The sequence below is a fragment of the Ellagibacter isourolithinifaciens genome, assembly GCF_008831035.1.
Classification (GTDB): Bacteria; Actinomycetota; Coriobacteriia; order Coriobacteriales; family Eggerthellaceae; genus Ellagibacter; species Ellagibacter isourolithinifaciens.
On the sequence record NZ_WAJR01000001.1, the window covers coordinates 251,643 to 266,043 of the forward strand.

Consider the following 14,401-nt stretch of genomic DNA (forward strand, 5'->3'; position numbering starts at 1 on the left):
CGGTGAGCGCCCGCTTCCGAATCTAGATTATTCTACCGATAACATCCTACCCTATACGCCATCACATACAAACGGAACAAAAAATGCCGTCTTACAAGGGTAGAATGCGCAGCGTATACCTGGAGAAAGGAATGCGCATGTCGTTTTTGGAAACCATGCTCGCGCGAGCGAAAGCCGACAAGCAAACGATTGTGCTGCCCGAGGGCAACGATCCCCGCACGCTCGAAGCTGCCGAGAAGCTCATCGCGCACGACGCCTGCAACGTGATCGTCCTCGGCAACGAGGAGGAGCTGAAGGCGGGGGGACGCGAGCTTCGCGGAGTCCGCATCATCGACCCCGAAACGTCCGATCTGCGCGAGAAGTTCGCTACGCGCCTCTATGAACTGCGTAAACACAAGGGAATGACGCCCGAAGACGCGCTCGACAAGATTTCCGACGTCCTGTATTTCGGCGTCATGATGGTGAAGTGCGGAGAAGCGGACGGCATGGTGTCGGGCGCCTGCCATTCGACCGGCGACGTGCTGCGCCCATGCCTGCAGATCCTAAAGACCGCCCCGGGCGTGAAGCTCGCGAGCTCTTTTTTCGTGATGGTGGTCCCCGATTGCGAATACGGCCAAAACGGCACGTTCATCTTCAGCGACTGCGGCCTTGAGGTGCAACCCGACGACGAGGCGCTCGCCCATATCGCGGTGAACTCCGCACGCTCGTGGAAGTCGCTCATGGGAACCGAGCCCGCCGTCGCAATGCTCTCCCACTCCTCGAAGGGGTCGGCGCGAAACGACGATGCGAACAAGGTCGTGCGCGCGGTGGAAATTGCCCACGAGCTCGACCCGAGCCTCGAACTCGACGGGGAATTGCAGCTCGATGCCGCCATTGTGCCCTCCGTGGGTGAATCGAAGGCGCCCGGCTCGCGCGTCACGGGGCACGCGAACGTGCTCATCTTCCCCGACCTTGATGCGGGCAACATCGGGTACAAACTCGTGCAGCGCCTCGCGAAGGCGGAAGCCTACGGCCCCATCACCCAGGGACTCGCCGCGCCCGTGAACGACCTCTCGCGCGGATGCACCGCCGATGACATCGTGGGCGTCGTCGCAATCACCTGCGTGCAGGCACAGGCCGTGAAGTAGGTTCAGGCGCAAGTTTTACCCGGCACTTATACCGGCAACGAATCGGGGGGCTCAAACGTGAGCCCCCCGATTGTTTTTTCAACCTCGCGCTAGCGCCCTTGCCCTTTTAACCGACGCGCACGCGAAAAGGAATGACCTGACAAGCTAGATATCTCGATCGATTTCGCTTTCCTCCACAATGCGGAAGGTGTCGAGCGCGATCATGTACTCCTCGTTGGTGGGGATGATAATGATCTTCACAGCCGAGTTGTCAGCGGAAATCTCGCGCTCGAAGCCGCGCTGGCGATTCTTCTCCTCGTCGAGGATGATGCCGAGCGGCTGCAGGCCGGCAAAGATCATGCGGCGCATCTTCTCGCAGTTCTCGCCGACGCCTGCGGTAAGCACGATGGCGTCGACGCCGCCCATGACGGCAATGTAGGCACCGATGTATTTCTTCACCGAGTTCGAGTACATGTCGTAGGCGAGCTGTGCGCGCTCGTTGCCGCCCTCGGAGGCGTCGCGCACGCTGCGCAGATCGTTGCTCACACCCGAGATGCCAAGCAGACCCGACTTCTTGTTCATAACGTCGTTGACCTCGGAGGTGGTGAGATTCTCGTGCTCCATGAGGAACGGAACGATGGCCGGGTCGATCGCGCCGCAGCGCGTACCCATCATAAGGCCGTCGAGCGGCGTCAGGCCCATCGAGGTGTCCACGGCAACGCCATGGTCGATGGCGCTCATGGAGCAACCGTTGCCCAGATGGCAGGTAATGAGCTTCAAGTCCTCCAACGGCTCGTCGAGCACGACGGCTGCGCGCTCGGAGATGTAGCGGTGCGACGTGCCGTGGGCGCCATACTTGCGGATGGCGTACTTCTCGTAATACTCGTACGGAAGCGGGTACATGTAGGCCTTCGGCGGCAGCGTCTGGAAGAACGAGGTGTCGAACACGGCGACCATAGGAATATTCGGCATGTGCTTCTGACACGCGCGGATGCCCATGAGAGCCGCCTTGTTGTGAAGCGGGGCGAGCTCGGCAAGCTCGTCGATCTTCTCGATAACGTCATCGTCGATGAGGACCGACTTGTCGAAGTACTTGCCGCCCTGGACGATACGGTGCCCGATCGCGTCGATCTCGTCGAGGGATTTGATGGGGGCGTCGTCGCTGTTGATAAGCGAGTCCAGCACGAGCGCCATGGCTGCATCATGGTCGGCCATCTGCGCATCGATGACCACTTCGTTCTCGTCGATTCCGTGCTTGTGGAAGGCGTTTGCCGAGCCCACGCGCTCGCAGATGCCCTTCGCAATGACAGCATGATTTTCGACGTGGACAAGTTGATACTTCAGAGAGGACGAGCCTGCATTGATGACCAGAACGTTCAACAGCCAACCTCCTACAACGTTTCGTTTTGGTAAATTGTAGGCATGCGCTGCAAACAGCGGACGTGCGAGCCGTTCGAATTCGGCAAGCGGTTCCGCTGTTCATTAGAGACGAAAAGCGGACACGCAGGCTTCTTTTCGCATGGGGCAGGAAGCCTGCGTTCTCGCAAAGTCGCTGATGGACGATGGTAATCCCAAGGTTTATTGGCAGAGAACCGTCGCTCGCGCCTAGGACAGCGTCGTGTCGCGGACCTCGTCGTCTGCCGGCTTCTCCAGCTCGCCCATGAGGACGTCAATGCGCTGCTGGGCGCCGTCAATGCGCTTCTTAAGCGAGGCTATCAGCTTCACCCCGCGCTCATAGGCCGTGACGCTCTGCTCCAGCTCGAGCGAATTGCTCTCGAGCACACCCACGATTCGGTCAAGCTCCGCCATCGCCTCGCGGAAGGTGAGCTCCTCGATCGGCTTCTCTTCTACCATAGGGTTTCTCCTTTATCAATCGCTGTCGTTAGTCTACTTGGATGCGACATCTGTCGCGGGCGCTGCCGCGTCCACCGTGCACGAAAGCGTGCCGTCCGACACCTGCACGGCGACTTTCGAGCCCACAGGTGCCTGACCGATGTTCTTAACCACCGCTCCGTCGTCAGTACGGGCAATCGCGTAACCGCGGGCAATGACGGCAAGCGGAGAAAGGTCGTTCAAGCGCGAGGCAGCAAGCCCAACCTCGTGAGCGAAGGGCGCGACCAGGCTTTTCCCTTGTGAAGCGAGACGGCCCGAAAGCGTCTCGAGACGCGCCTCGTCCCGCTGCGCGATGCCTGCGCCCGCTGCGCGCATGCGGACGGTAAGCGAGGCGAGCTCCACGCGATTTCGCTCGGTGTTCGCAGGAAGCGCGCGGGCGAGGCGGGCGGCGAGCGCATCGACGGAATCGCGCTCGCGCGCTATGCGGGCAGGCTCGGTGCGCACAAGCCGCTCGGAGAGGAAATCGATAGTCTGCATGTCGGTGCCAAGCAGATAGGACGAGTCCTTAAATACCGGGCGGGTGGCAACGCGGTCGACGGCCACGCGGGAGCGGTCGAGTCTTCGAATAAGACCGTCGTGGATTGCCCGCGCACGAGCGACGAGGTTCCCCGACAGCTCGGCAGACGAGGGCGACACCGCCTCGGCAGCGCCGGTCGGGGTCGAAGCGCGAACGTCGGCCACAAGGTCGGCAATGGTCGTGTCAGGCTCGTGGCCGATGCCTGTCACCACGGGGACGGGGCATGCTGCGATGGCGCGCGCAAGCCCCTCGTCGTTGAAGGGCATGAGGTCCTCATACGACCCGCCGCCGCGGACGAGCAGAACCGCCTCGGCACCCGCGCGCGACACGCAATCGATGCCGCGGACGAGCTCCTGCGGCGCACGCGCACCTTCGACAGGTACACCCGCGACGAGAACCCTCGCAAGCGGCCAGCGACGGCGAAGCGTTCGCAAGACATCGTGCACTGCGTCTCCACGAGGCGAGGTAACAAGGCCTACAACCTGGATATTTGCAGGAACGGGACGCTTTCGCGCCTCGTCGGTGAGACCTTCCACATAAAGCTTGCGCGCGAGGTTCGCAACCTGCATACGCAAGTTCCCCTCGCCCGCCAAGCTTACCGAGAACACGTCGAAGTTCATGCGACCCTTCGGCGCGTAGAGGGTGAACCGCCCCGTCAGCTCGACAAGCGCGCCGACATCGAGCTCGACTCCGCATGCCCGATAGCGATTGAGCCACATCATACAGGGAAGCGATGCCTTCTGATCCTTCACCGTGAAATAGACGGCCTTATAGCCCGCCTTGTTCGACACCTCGGATACCTCGCCGACGAGCTTCACGGTGACGTTCTCGAGCGCTCCTTTCGCAAGCGCCATGGCACCCGAGACGGTGAGGGGCTCGGGTTCTGCCTTACCTTCCCCGCCCGTAGACTCGACCGCATATGTTGACCCGAATTTCGCCTGCCCGGAAGCATATTTACGAGAAGTTGCGTCCGTTTGGCCCTCCGCTGCCCGCGCTGCGCTGCGAGCACGCTTAAGGCTTTCCTCCCAGCGTTCCATGGCAGCTATTCTTCGCGCTGGCTTAAAAGCCACAGAAGCTGCAGCACGGAGATGAGTGCCGCGGCCACATAGGTCAAAGCGCAGGCGCGCAGCACGTTGAAGGCGCCCTTGCGCTCAGCGGAGACGACTCCGACACCTGACAGGTAGTCCATCGCGCGGTGCGAAGCGTTGAACTCGACAGGGAGCGTGACCAGCTGGAATACCAAGACAACCGCGTACATGGCAATCGCGAGCGCCTGAAGGCCCTCAAGCTGCAGAACGATTCCTATCACGAGCAGGAAAACCCAGGCGTTCGATGCAAGGTTCACCGCAGGGACGAGCGCGCCGCGCACCGTCATGGGTGTATAGCCCTGCGCGAACTGGCACGCGTGGCCCGCTTCGTGACACGCCGTGGCAATCGCCGTGATGCTCGTGCCGTTGTAGGCTTCAGGGTCGAGCGTGATGGAATTGTTGCGCGGGTCGAAGTGGTCCTGCCCCGCGCCGCCTTGCCTGATCGCGACGTTGGTGATGCCGTGGTCGGCAAGCATGCGCTGCGCCATCTGGGCACCGGTCATGCCGAACGACGACCTCACGCGCGAGAACTTGGAGATTTGCCTGTTCACATACCATTGAGCCCCCAGGCCGATCACCATGGTGAGGACGATGAATGCGAGGTAGCTTCCACTCATAAACATAGATACAACTCACTCCTTCATAAAGGGGAGACGATGTCTTCTCGTTATTACGAACAATTGTACACTTTAGCGCATGCAAACCCGCGCCCAAACGCACGGCGGCGCTTTACGCGAAACGTCCTCAATCGGAAGGAGTCCCCTCCAAGCAGACCCCTCTACCCCAGACGCTCGACGACGAGCTCGCCCTTGCTGAGGCTCAAAGCGATGCGGCCTTCGAGGAGGTCGACAAGCTCCTCCCCCACAAGCGCCCATCGCCACCCGCGCATCAGATCGCTGTCCTCAGAGTGGCCTCGCGCAAGCGCCGCCAAATCGCTATGGCTCGCCAGCGTCTGCATGGCAACCCCGTTCTCCTTCGCGCGCAGGCGGACAAGCGCTGCCATGAGGTCGATTGAAGCGTCCACATTGCGCTCATTGCGCGACGGTTTCCCCAGATTGGGCCATTCGCTTTTCGGAAGCGACCGAGCCTTGTTCATGCGCTCAATCACCGCGCGGGCATCACGCACGGGAAGTTTCTCCCGCACACCTCGAACCATGTAAAGATCGTCGATCGTGCGCGCGTCGCGACGGCAAGCCTCCACGATCTGCTCGTCGGAGACAAGCCACTTGCGGGGCATATCGCGTTTGCGGGCTTCCTCCTCGCGCCACGCCGCGAACTCGCGCGCCGCGCACAACTGCCTCCCGTCAAGTTGCGTCACTCGTTTCAGGCGACGATAGCGCAGGCGAGGATCCTCACTGTACTTCGCGGGGTTCATCATCTCCTCGAAGTCGGGGGCAAGCCACCCAAGGCGTCCCTTCGATTCGAGCTCGCTTCTCATCTTGCGGTATACGCGCGGAAGATAGATTACATCGTCGGCCGCATAGTCGATCTGAGAATCGGAGAGCGGGCGGTGCGACCAATCGGTATAGGAGTCGGTTTTCTTGAGCGTGACGCCGCAAACAGCATGCACGAGCGCCCCGTAGCCAATCTGCTGCGTATGGCCGAGAAGAGCCGCAGCCACCTGCGTGTCGAAAAGGGGACGCGGCATCGATCCCACCTCACGCAGGAGAATCTCTATGTCCTGCCCGCCCGCGTGAAAGAGCTTCACCGTGCGCTCGTCTTCTAGAAGCGGGGCGATCACGGAAAGGTCGTCCACCGAGAGCGGGTCGATGATGGCGACTTCGTCGTCGGTGGCCATCTGCAAAAGGCAGAGCTTCGGGTAGTAGGTTGTCTCGCGGAGGAACTCGGTATCGATGGCGAGCACTTCTGCGCCCGTAACGCGTTCGACGAACGCCTCGAGGCTCGCTTGGTCGGCTAGGTACAAAATGGTTTCCTTACTTATCTAGCACGCCTGAATCGCGTGTTGCTTTACAATTCTCATAATAGCAATCGAAGGGGAATCTGTGAAACTACTCGTGCTGAACAACCTGGCGTCTGGTTACGGAGAAGGCGCGATTTACGATTTTGTGCGATCGTTCGCCGCCGACGGCGACGAGGTCTGCCTGCGCTCAACCGATGGGACGACCGAGCTCGAAAGCTTAATCACCGACGCCCGAGATTTTGACGCGGTCATCGCGAGCGGCGGCGACGGAACGGTCACTACCACCGCGTATTCCCTTGCCGGCACAGGAATTCCCGTCATGCCCTTTCCCGCAGGCACCGCAAATCTTCTCGCGCTGAACCTTGCAGCGCCCAACGAGCCCCATGCGCTCGCGAAGATGCTGCGCGCCGGAATCACGCTCGATTTCGACATGGCCGAAATCGAATTTCGCGCCGATGACGGCGAATCCGCGAAGAAAGGCTTCGGCATCATGGCGGGTGCCGGGTACGACGCGATGATCATGAAGGGGGCACAGCCCTCGAAACGCCTGCTCGGGCCTATGGCGTACTTTTCCGCCGCGCTCGCAAACCCCCTGCCTCCCACCTCGAAGATCACGCTCACGCTCGACGGCGAGACCGTTGAGGAAGAGGGGTTGGGAATCCTGATCGTGAACTTCTCGAAGATTCAATTCGATATCTCCGTCACGAACAAGAACAGCCCGCGCGACGGACTGCTCGACATCGTGGTGCTGAAGGCCGAAAACGCGTTTGGGCTTTTACCGGCGCTGTTCGCCCGCGCCATCGACCACGAGGGCAATTTTAAGGACAGCCCCGAGACCATCGAGACGTTCCAGGCGAGGGAGGTTGTCGTCGAGGCCGACCCGCCGATGCAGATTCAATACGACGGCGAGGTCGCAAAGGCGACGACGCCCTTCGCAGCACGTATCCTCCCCAGCGCCGCGCGCTTCGTCGTGTCGGAAGAGTGCGTCGAGCTGTTCGGCGCCGAGGGCGACGCGAAACTTGCCCCCTGGACCGACAGGGAGGCTTAGGCGAGTCCCAAAGGGGTGGAGGCTGCTGTCGGCGGTCTACGCGAAACTTTCTGGCTGGCTGTCCGCTCGAGCAGCCCTGGGAACGCGCAACCAGCTTCGAACCGTCTAAAAAGCCGACGGGTCATCGAGGTGCGCAGCTTTCCCGCATCGCATCGCCTTCAATCAGCCCGATTGCACCAACATAGGTCTCACGGGTCCACGGGTCTCACGAAAAAGAAAAAGCCCCTCTGATGAGGGGCTTTCGATTTCAATGGTGTCGGAGGCGGGATTTGAACCCGCACACCCGTTAAGTGGGCACTAGCACCTCAAGCTAGCGTGTCTGCCGTTCCACCACTCCGACGAATTTCTCGGCTGCGTCAGACGCAACGTTGCATATATTACCAGAACCAGCTGAGCGCGCAAGAGGGAATTTCAACTTTTTTAAAACACCTTCGATAAACCCGCCCAAAGGCCCTTCGGCATGCGGGAGCTACTCGCCCTCCCCCTTGGAAGCATCGCCCGCTTCAACAGCCTTTGCATCTGCAGAAGCCTCTTCACGCGCCGTCTTCCCCACCGTGCCGTCGTTCGCAGAGGTCGAGCCCGCGGCAACTTCCCGCTTCCACTTCGCGTAATTCGACGACCAGCGCATCTGAATGAGCTCGAGCACAAAGGCGAACACCATGGCGAAGTACACCATGAGCTTCTCCATGTGCATGTCGAGAACCTCGATACCCGAGTTGATGCCAAGCGAATCGAGCACGAGCAGAATGCCGATGACCGAGATAAAGCAGAGCGCGAGAATCTTCATTTCCGTGTGCTTGTTGATGAAGTCGGAAATCGGGTCGATGAACACCATCATCATAATGACTGCGATTACAACCGCGAGGATCATGATGATGAGGTAGTTCGCCAAGCCCACCGCCGTGATAACCGAGTCGATTGAGAAGACGATATCCATCACCATGATGGTACCGATAGCCTGACCAAGACCAATCTGATGCTTCGCCTTGTGCTCATCGGAGTGAGACGCCTTCTCCTCGGTGAGCGCGAGCACGTCGCGCAGCTCATCGATGCCTTTGTAGATGAGATACGCGCCGCCGAGCAGGAGCACGATGTCGCGCACGGAGAAACCGTGAGCGAAGAACCCGAGGTCAATCGTGAACAGGGGCGCAACCATGTGCACGAGATAGCTTGCGAAGCAAAGGAAGATGCAACGGGAGAGCATCGCGCCGGCGAGACCGAGCTTGCGGCCGATATGCTGCTTCTCCTCCGGCAGGCGATTCGAGGTGATCGAGATGAACACGATGTTGTCCACACCGAGCACGATCTCCAAAAAAATGAGCGTTACTAAGCTGATCCATGCCTCAGGACTTGCAAAGATGGAAAGGTCCACTGTCGTTGTCTCCTTTTCAGTTCCGGCCTTCTCGTCAAAATGCTCGGGGGTATAAAAAAAGACTCATGGCGCACCGACAGAATCGATGCGCCATGAGTCTCGCTATTTCAGACACGCCAGATCCGTCTTATGACGAACCACGATGTTGAACGTGCCGCGCGTATGTCGCGCCAGCTACTCCCCCACGGGCAGTGGGTATCCTACCATGGAGCTATGAACGGGCAATGCTATAATCGGCGAAATGCACAAATCATCCAGGAGCAAAGCATGACAATCGATAAGTTCGAAGATGCGCCCTATCGCAACCACGAGCCCGAGTTCACCGACATCGAAGGTTCCGTGAAGTATATCGACGGCTCGAGCCTTGCGCGGCCGTTCGAGCTCCCCCGCACATCGTACGCCCTGGCCGGGGTCTTCATCATTGTTGCAGCCCTCATCGGCGCCTTCATGCTCGCGAAGTACTTCGACGGCGTCTACGGCGCGCCTGCGCGAGCAGAGCAGACAGTTTCAGACAACCTCGCGCGAGACGTGAGCTACGACATCCCCAACCTTACGACGTTTATGGAAAGCAGCGACGACGCGATCAAGCAAACGCTCGTCGATGCCGGGTACACCACCTACGAGACGACTAAGGAAGGCGAATACCTCGATGGCGGCTTCGATATTGTGAAGCTTCCGAGCGACGTCCCCCTCGCCGAAGCCGGCTTGATGTACGCAAGCGGCATATCGAGCCTTTCGGCAACGGATGCCTCGCGCCTTCTGAAGGGCTCGTGGACGCTTTCGGTTAACCATTCGGGCACGACCGACATGAGGCTGAAGTTCGCCGACTTCTCGTCGGGCGGCGTAGATGCGGCTATCCAGAATGCGATGGCGGCTTCAGGGCTCGCTGAGGCGCCAATTGTCGATTCGGGAACCGACAGCGCAGGAAACACCTATCGCTCCGGCACGATTGACGCAAACGGCGCGACGTACAACTGGCGAGTTTCCGCGATTCCGCTGTCGAGTGTCTACAAGATCAAGGGACTTCCCGACACTGCGATTTACGTCGGCGTGCGCGTGACGAAGTAAAAGACGGAAGGCGACCCTAGAACGCCGCTCACGGCAAGACATTTCAAGGTGTGAGAACGGGTTGCAACTCGGGCGGATTTCCCACCCGACCAAACTTTTCAAAAAAGTTGAGATTAGGGGTTGGCAAAGATTCTCGTTCTGGTAAACTATCGTCTTGTTGACGCGCCAAGCAGAAACACGGAGCGGAAACAAATCATGGGCGGTTAGCTCAGGGGGAGAGCACTACCTTGACACGGTAGGGGTCACAAGTTCAAATCTTGTATCGCCCACCATGAATCCAAGAGCCAGGCAAAGCGCCTGGCTCTTTTGCTATTTGCAGAATCTACTAGAGTCAACCAGAGCCATGCCCCATCATCGGGACGCCTTCCGCTATCGAGATAAACCAAGGCCGCCATCGCCCGACCAAGGCGATGGCGGCCTTCTTGATAGCTAAAAAGGTGACGAAACCCTCAAGCGAGAGAGCAAGCCACGTTAACGTTGTTGTGCCGCTATCTGCTCCCCTATGAGATGCGGTATCCCCACGACGAGCGCATTGCCCATGCAGAACGCGCGATGTCCATCAGTCATGCCGACATTTGTCCAGCCCTTCGGAAAACCCTGCAGCTGGTCAAGCTCATCGGGAACGAGACGACGATAGCGCCCATCGATTTCCACAATGTGCTTAAAGCGGGAAGCTCCCGAGCCGCCCTCCCCAGTTAAAATTGTGCGAGACGGGTTGGTAAGCAAGTCGGGAAAAGCCATCGAACCTTCCGAATAATGGTACTTGAAACCCGTCTGCTTGTTCACGCGCTCCTCGCTCTTCGAACCCTTGAGATAGCGCCACCTCTCAAGCTTCTCCTCGGGAATATAAAACGACTCCGGTACTTCCTTCGGCGAGACAATCACATCACCGAGCGTACGGCGCTCACCGCAGAAGTCCTCGGCGACATCACACGTGACAACATGGAAATCGCTCATCGCCCCAGCGGTGCCGAAAGGCGATTTGCTTTTGCCGCCTACGTTGAACGATTGCGTAGCCTCGTACGGGTCATTCGGGACCATGAAATCATTGAAGGCTTCTGGCTTTACTATCGGCAAAGCAGAAGACAATACCCCACTCGAAATGCGCTCTTCGAGGTTCCAGCTCTCGGATGTGAGCTCAGCGTAAATGTAAACGCGCTTGCGGCGCTGCGGGAAACCGTACTCAGCGCTGTTGACCACACGCCATTCAACGGAGTAGCCAAGATCAGACAGGCACGACAACATGATGGCGAAATCGCGACCGCGTTGCGAAGCCGGACTCTTTAATAACCTATCGACGTTCTCAAGGAGGACATATCGAGGCTCTTTCAGATGCAGAAATCGGTAGATATCCCACCAGAGCACGCCCTTCTTGCCCTCGATACCGCCAGCCTTCGCGAGCGGTTTAGCAACTGAATAATCTTGGCAAGGAAAACCACCGACAACCATATCGACATCGGGAATATCAGTTTCGCCCTTTTCGTAAGCATCGAGGACTTTATTGATATCCTCGTTAACGCAGCTTCCTTCTCCGAAACGTTCCTCGTAGCAGCGCCAGGCAAACTGCTTGCTATCGTTTCCAGGCGGTTCCCACTGATTCGCCCAAATAGTCTCAAAAGGACCCGCAGACGGCATATCGAATTCAGGATTGTCGGGATTGCTATAGCCCTCCAGACCAAGGCGAAAGCCTCCCACGCCGGCAAACAGCTCGGCAACTTTGATAGTATTCATGGCACGTTTCTCCTTAGCTACTGTGCCTGTTGAATTTCACAGAAGGCTATTGTATCCGATCAACACCGCTATGGGAAGATCCGATTATGGGACACCCAGAAAAAGAGCACTAACCTCTTTCGCTGTCGTTGTCCCCTACCAAATCGACAATGCTGTACACGTAATCGTTATTCAGCCAGAAGCTCTGCTTCGTCATCCAGCGTCCGTCCGGCAACGGCGAGGCATGTCTCTCGACATCGCCGATTTCCGAACCGTCCATGAAACGATATGCGCTCTTTCCCGTGTGAGGACGGACGTGCGCAACAGGGTTATCCTGCTTGCCGGGCAAGTTGTTTTTGACAACGATTTTGCCGTCCTTCTGCCTTACTGGCACAAGCTCAACGCCCTCAGCTATGACCTCTCTCGTCTTATCCCAAACGTCATGCAAGGGGCCCTCCAGGTCAGTAATCGGCATACTCCAGAAGCGGGCGCCACGCAGGACCATCGACTCATCAACCTGTTGAAAGACGACGAAAAGAAACCTAGTCTCATCAAAATAAGCAAAGAGATCAGAGTGCTCCCAATCCTCCTCTTCGAGCAGCTCGATAAAATCGAACGTGTCAAGCGACAGACTTTCTTTCACTCCTCCATACAGCTTTACCCTGATAGTGCGAACGCTGATACCCGCCTTCTCGAACTCTTGAGCATGTTCGCCTCGTAGACCGAGAAGCTTATAAGTGATTGAAACCCATTGCGCCTTGTTCCCCGTGTATGCCATTCCAAGCATTTCGCAAAGCTGTTTATCAGTTTTCCCAGCATAAGCGTTAATCACGGACAGCACATATTCATCGAAAGTCTGCTTATTCAGAACGGAAGCGTCTTCAATGATGCTCTCGCTGTCTTCCGGCTCGCTCATAATGTAGTGATGCAGTATGTAATCCATATACTGACGCTTAAAGCAGAAATTCCGCTGCTTTGCCTGTCGGGCGGGATTTCGATATTGATTAACCCAGGACTTGGCGGCAGTCGCGCCTTTAGTGCACGCTCCAAGATAGCGCGTCAAGCTCTCGCTCAGCATATCAGCTTCGCCGTCCATAACCATCTTCTGAATTAACTCATAGTCTTGCTTGATGATAGCCCAGTCAACATCAGACGGCGTAAACATAATCACGTACTTGATTTTCTGATCAAGCTTTTCGATAGAGCGGTTGCGCTCGTAATATATGAGAAGAATAAGGGAAGCCTTGTGCCAAACGCCAGACTCTTCAAGATTGACCTCAATGCGTTCGTCGTAATGTATATTAGTGATGGAAAGCCGCTCTCCAGCAGACAGTTCTCCGTCCTTTTTGACGTCGTAGCAGGTAGCCTTCAACTCTACGCCGGCATCTGGAAAATCAGGGTGCTCATCGCTATTCGCCTTATAACCAAAGTAGCGCTCCTCGATGAGCGTGCCCATACCGCCTTTGAACTTAACGTTGCCATAATCCTTCATCGACGAATCATCAGGCGATATGCCAAGCATAAGCACCTCTCGAAAAGAATGACCAACGAGCTTCTTGGCATACCGCAACAGCTCATCTGGATTGCTGAGATCGAGCGTTCTGCACTCGTTGGGCGAAAGCTTCCATACCGACATGATTCTTCTCCCCTATCCGAAAACAAGATGGTGTTAGCGATTGGCGTGAGCCCATGATAGCCGCCTTTTCGGGATATGCGAGAGACTTGTGATATAAAAAAACGACCCAGTCGGATGACCAGGTCGTTTGAGATTCTGGAGCGGACAACGGGGTTCGAACCCGCGACCCCCACCTTGGCAAGGTGGTGCTCTACCAGCTGAGCCATGTCCGCATATGTTCGCTTCGCTTTCGCGAGACGATTGTCAAAATTGGAGGCGACGCCCGGATTCGAACCGGGGGTGAAGGCTTTGCAGGCCTCTGCCTTACCACTTGGCCACGTCGCCATCCTGGCGTCTGTCATTTTAAGAGCTGGCCAAACATTAGCCTGACCAGCCCGTTCATGACAATGGAGCGGACAACGGGGTTCGAACCCGCGACCCCCACCTTGGCAAGGTGGTGCTCTACCAGCTGAGCCATGTCCGCGTCGCGAGGTAGTATATTACGCCTTTCTACCTCATTGCGCAACCCCTAATCTCATTTTTTTTGATATTAGGGGATATTGCAAGCTAACGGGAAATCGATCCTTGAGGGTAAATAACCATCAGCACGAGAAGGGACACGATGAAAATGATCGCGAAGATGATCGTGATGCGATCAAGGTTCTTCTCGACGATGCTCGTACCCGTCTGCGTGGAATACACCGAGCTGGCAATCATGTCGGAGATGCCGGTGCCCTTGCCGGAATGCAGAAGAATGAAGATGATCAAGCCAATGCCGGAGATGACCAGCAGAATCAGCATGAGGATGAGCAATGGATTCAAAACGTTACTCTTTTCGTTACTCGATTACTACCTGTTGCGCATCGCGCGCAACCATACGCAAGTTATAGATTATACGGGAAACGGCATAACGAAACAAGGGCTTCCTCCGCCAAAGTGCGAGTTAAGTTTTGCGGGAAAAGCCGACCGGAAGCCTTGCCGGTGCGACGGGGATCGGGGCGCCATCGGCGCTGCGGATGACCGCATTCTAGCACGACCCGGCGCGGAAGCGCGCGTTGGACCT

General features: G+C 57.6%; 12 protein-coding genes and 5 tRNA genes. 4 read left to right on the forward strand and 13 right to left on the reverse strand.

Features of this window, described 5'->3' with window-relative positions:
• The first annotated feature begins 137 nt into the window (after window positions 1-137).
• A complete protein-coding gene (gene pta, locus F8C90_RS01110) occupies window positions 138-1,127 on the forward strand; it encodes a phosphate acetyltransferase (RefSeq protein ID WP_158048593.1) in 990 nt (329 codons plus the stop codon).
• A 144-nt stretch (window positions 1,128-1,271) separates the two neighbouring features.
• On the opposite strand, the gene F8C90_RS01115 is transcribed toward pta, so the two are convergent.
• The 5 genes from F8C90_RS01115 to rnd all read right to left on the reverse strand — a co-directional run bounded on the left by F8C90_RS01115 (window position 1,272) and on the right by rnd (window position 6,528).
• Window positions 1,272-2,486 carry an acetate/propionate family kinase gene (locus F8C90_RS01115; RefSeq protein WP_158048594.1) on the reverse strand — a complete coding sequence of 405 codons (1,215 nt, stop codon included), beginning with the start codon at window positions 2,484-2,486 and terminating at the stop codon, window positions 1,272-1,274.
• Window positions 2,487-2,711: 225 nt separating this feature from the next.
• Complete coding sequence (gene xseB, locus F8C90_RS01120) at window positions 2,712-2,960, reverse strand: exodeoxyribonuclease VII small subunit (protein ID WP_158048595.1); 249 nt, start codon at window positions 2,958-2,960, stop codon at window positions 2,712-2,714.
• A gap of 33 nt (window positions 2,961-2,993) precedes the next feature.
• Complete coding sequence (gene xseA / locus F8C90_RS01125) at window positions 2,994-4,553, reverse strand: exodeoxyribonuclease VII large subunit (RefSeq protein WP_158048596.1); 1,560 nt, start codon at window positions 4,551-4,553, stop codon at window positions 2,994-2,996.
• A gap of 5 nt (window positions 4,554-4,558) precedes the next feature.
• A complete protein-coding gene (locus F8C90_RS01130; RefSeq protein WP_158048597.1) occupies window positions 4,559-5,227 on the reverse strand; it encodes a zinc metallopeptidase in 669 nt (222 codons plus the stop codon).
• Between the two features lie 155 nt (window positions 5,228-5,382).
• Complete coding sequence (gene rnd, locus F8C90_RS01135) at window positions 5,383-6,528, reverse strand: ribonuclease D (protein WP_158048598.1); 1,146 nt, start codon at window positions 6,526-6,528, stop codon at window positions 5,383-5,385.
• A 79-nt stretch (window positions 6,529-6,607) separates the two neighbouring features.
• Between rnd and F8C90_RS01140 the strand changes: the two genes are divergently transcribed.
• Entirely contained in the window at window positions 6,608-7,573 is a 966-nt protein-coding gene (locus F8C90_RS01140; protein WP_158048599.1) for a diacylglycerol/lipid kinase family protein, read from the forward strand.
• A 251-nt stretch (window positions 7,574-7,824) separates the two neighbouring features.
• Here F8C90_RS01140 and F8C90_RS01145 read toward each other — a convergent pair.
• Window positions 7,825-7,913: transfer RNA gene (locus F8C90_RS01145), tRNA-Leu, on the reverse strand.
• Window positions 7,914-8,042: 129 nt separating this feature from the next.
• Window positions 8,043-8,945, reverse strand: a complete 903-nt coding sequence (locus F8C90_RS01150) for a TerC family protein (RefSeq protein WP_158048600.1) — start codon at window positions 8,943-8,945, stop codon at window positions 8,043-8,045.
• Between the two features lie 267 nt (window positions 8,946-9,212).
• On the opposite strand from F8C90_RS01150, the gene F8C90_RS01155 reads away from it, so the two are divergent.
• On the forward strand, window positions 9,213-10,013 hold the full coding sequence (locus F8C90_RS01155; protein WP_158048601.1) for a teichoic acid transporter: 801 nt from the start codon (window positions 9,213-9,215) through the stop codon (window positions 10,011-10,013).
• A gap of 197 nt (window positions 10,014-10,210) precedes the next feature.
• Window positions 10,211-10,285 (forward strand) — tRNA-Val (locus F8C90_RS01160).
• A 199-nt stretch (window positions 10,286-10,484) separates the two neighbouring features.
• Here the strand turns inward: F8C90_RS01160 and dcm are convergent.
• The 6 genes from dcm to secG form a co-directional block, all read right to left on the reverse strand.
• A complete protein-coding gene (dcm, locus tag F8C90_RS01165) occupies window positions 10,485-11,744 on the reverse strand; it encodes a DNA (cytosine-5-)-methyltransferase (protein WP_158048602.1) in 1,260 nt (419 codons plus the stop codon).
• Window positions 11,745-11,853: 109 nt separating this feature from the next.
• On the reverse strand, window positions 11,854-13,359 hold the full coding sequence (locus tag F8C90_RS01170) for a Sau3AI family type II restriction endonuclease (protein WP_158048603.1): 1,506 nt from the start codon (window positions 13,357-13,359) through the stop codon (window positions 11,854-11,856).
• Window positions 13,360-13,495: 136 nt separating this feature from the next.
• Window positions 13,496-13,571, reverse strand: a tRNA-Gly gene (locus F8C90_RS01175).
• Between the two features lie 38 nt (window positions 13,572-13,609).
• Window positions 13,610-13,683, reverse strand: a tRNA-Cys gene (locus tag F8C90_RS01180).
• Window positions 13,684-13,746: 63 nt separating this feature from the next.
• Window positions 13,747-13,822 (reverse strand) — tRNA-Gly (locus tag F8C90_RS01185).
• A gap of 83 nt (window positions 13,823-13,905) precedes the next feature.
• Window positions 13,906-14,160, reverse strand: a complete 255-nt coding sequence (secG, locus tag F8C90_RS01190) for a preprotein translocase subunit SecG (RefSeq protein ID WP_158048604.1) — start codon at window positions 14,158-14,160, stop codon at window positions 13,906-13,908.
• Between the last annotated feature and the right edge of the window lie 241 nt (window positions 14,161-14,401).

What these genes read in the sequence shown, in the direction of transcription:
- pta (WP_158048593.1), top strand. Translation starts at nt 138, where the DNA reads ATGTCGTTTTTGGAAACCATGCTCGCGCGAGCGAAAGCCGACAAGCAA.
- xseB (WP_158048595.1), bottom strand. Translation starts at nt 2,960, where the DNA reads ATGGTAGAAGAGAAGCCGATCGAGGAGCTCACCTTCCGCGAGGCGATG.
- xseA (WP_158048596.1), bottom strand. Translation starts at nt 4,553, where the DNA reads ATGGAACGCTGGGAGGAAAGCCTTAAGCGTGCTCGCAGCGCAGCGCGG.
- F8C90_RS01130 (WP_158048597.1), bottom strand. Translation starts at nt 5,227, where the DNA reads ATGTTTATGAGTGGAAGCTACCTCGCATTCATCGTCCTCACCATGGTG.
- F8C90_RS01155 (WP_158048601.1), top strand. Translation starts at nt 9,213, where the DNA reads ATGACAATCGATAAGTTCGAAGATGCGCCCTATCGCAACCACGAGCCC.
- dcm (WP_158048602.1), bottom strand. Translation starts at nt 11,744, where the DNA reads ATGAATACTATCAAAGTTGCCGAGCTGTTTGCCGGCGTGGGAGGCTTT.
- F8C90_RS01170 (WP_158048603.1), bottom strand. Translation starts at nt 13,359, where the DNA reads ATGTCGGTATGGAAGCTTTCGCCCAACGAGTGCAGAACGCTCGATCTC.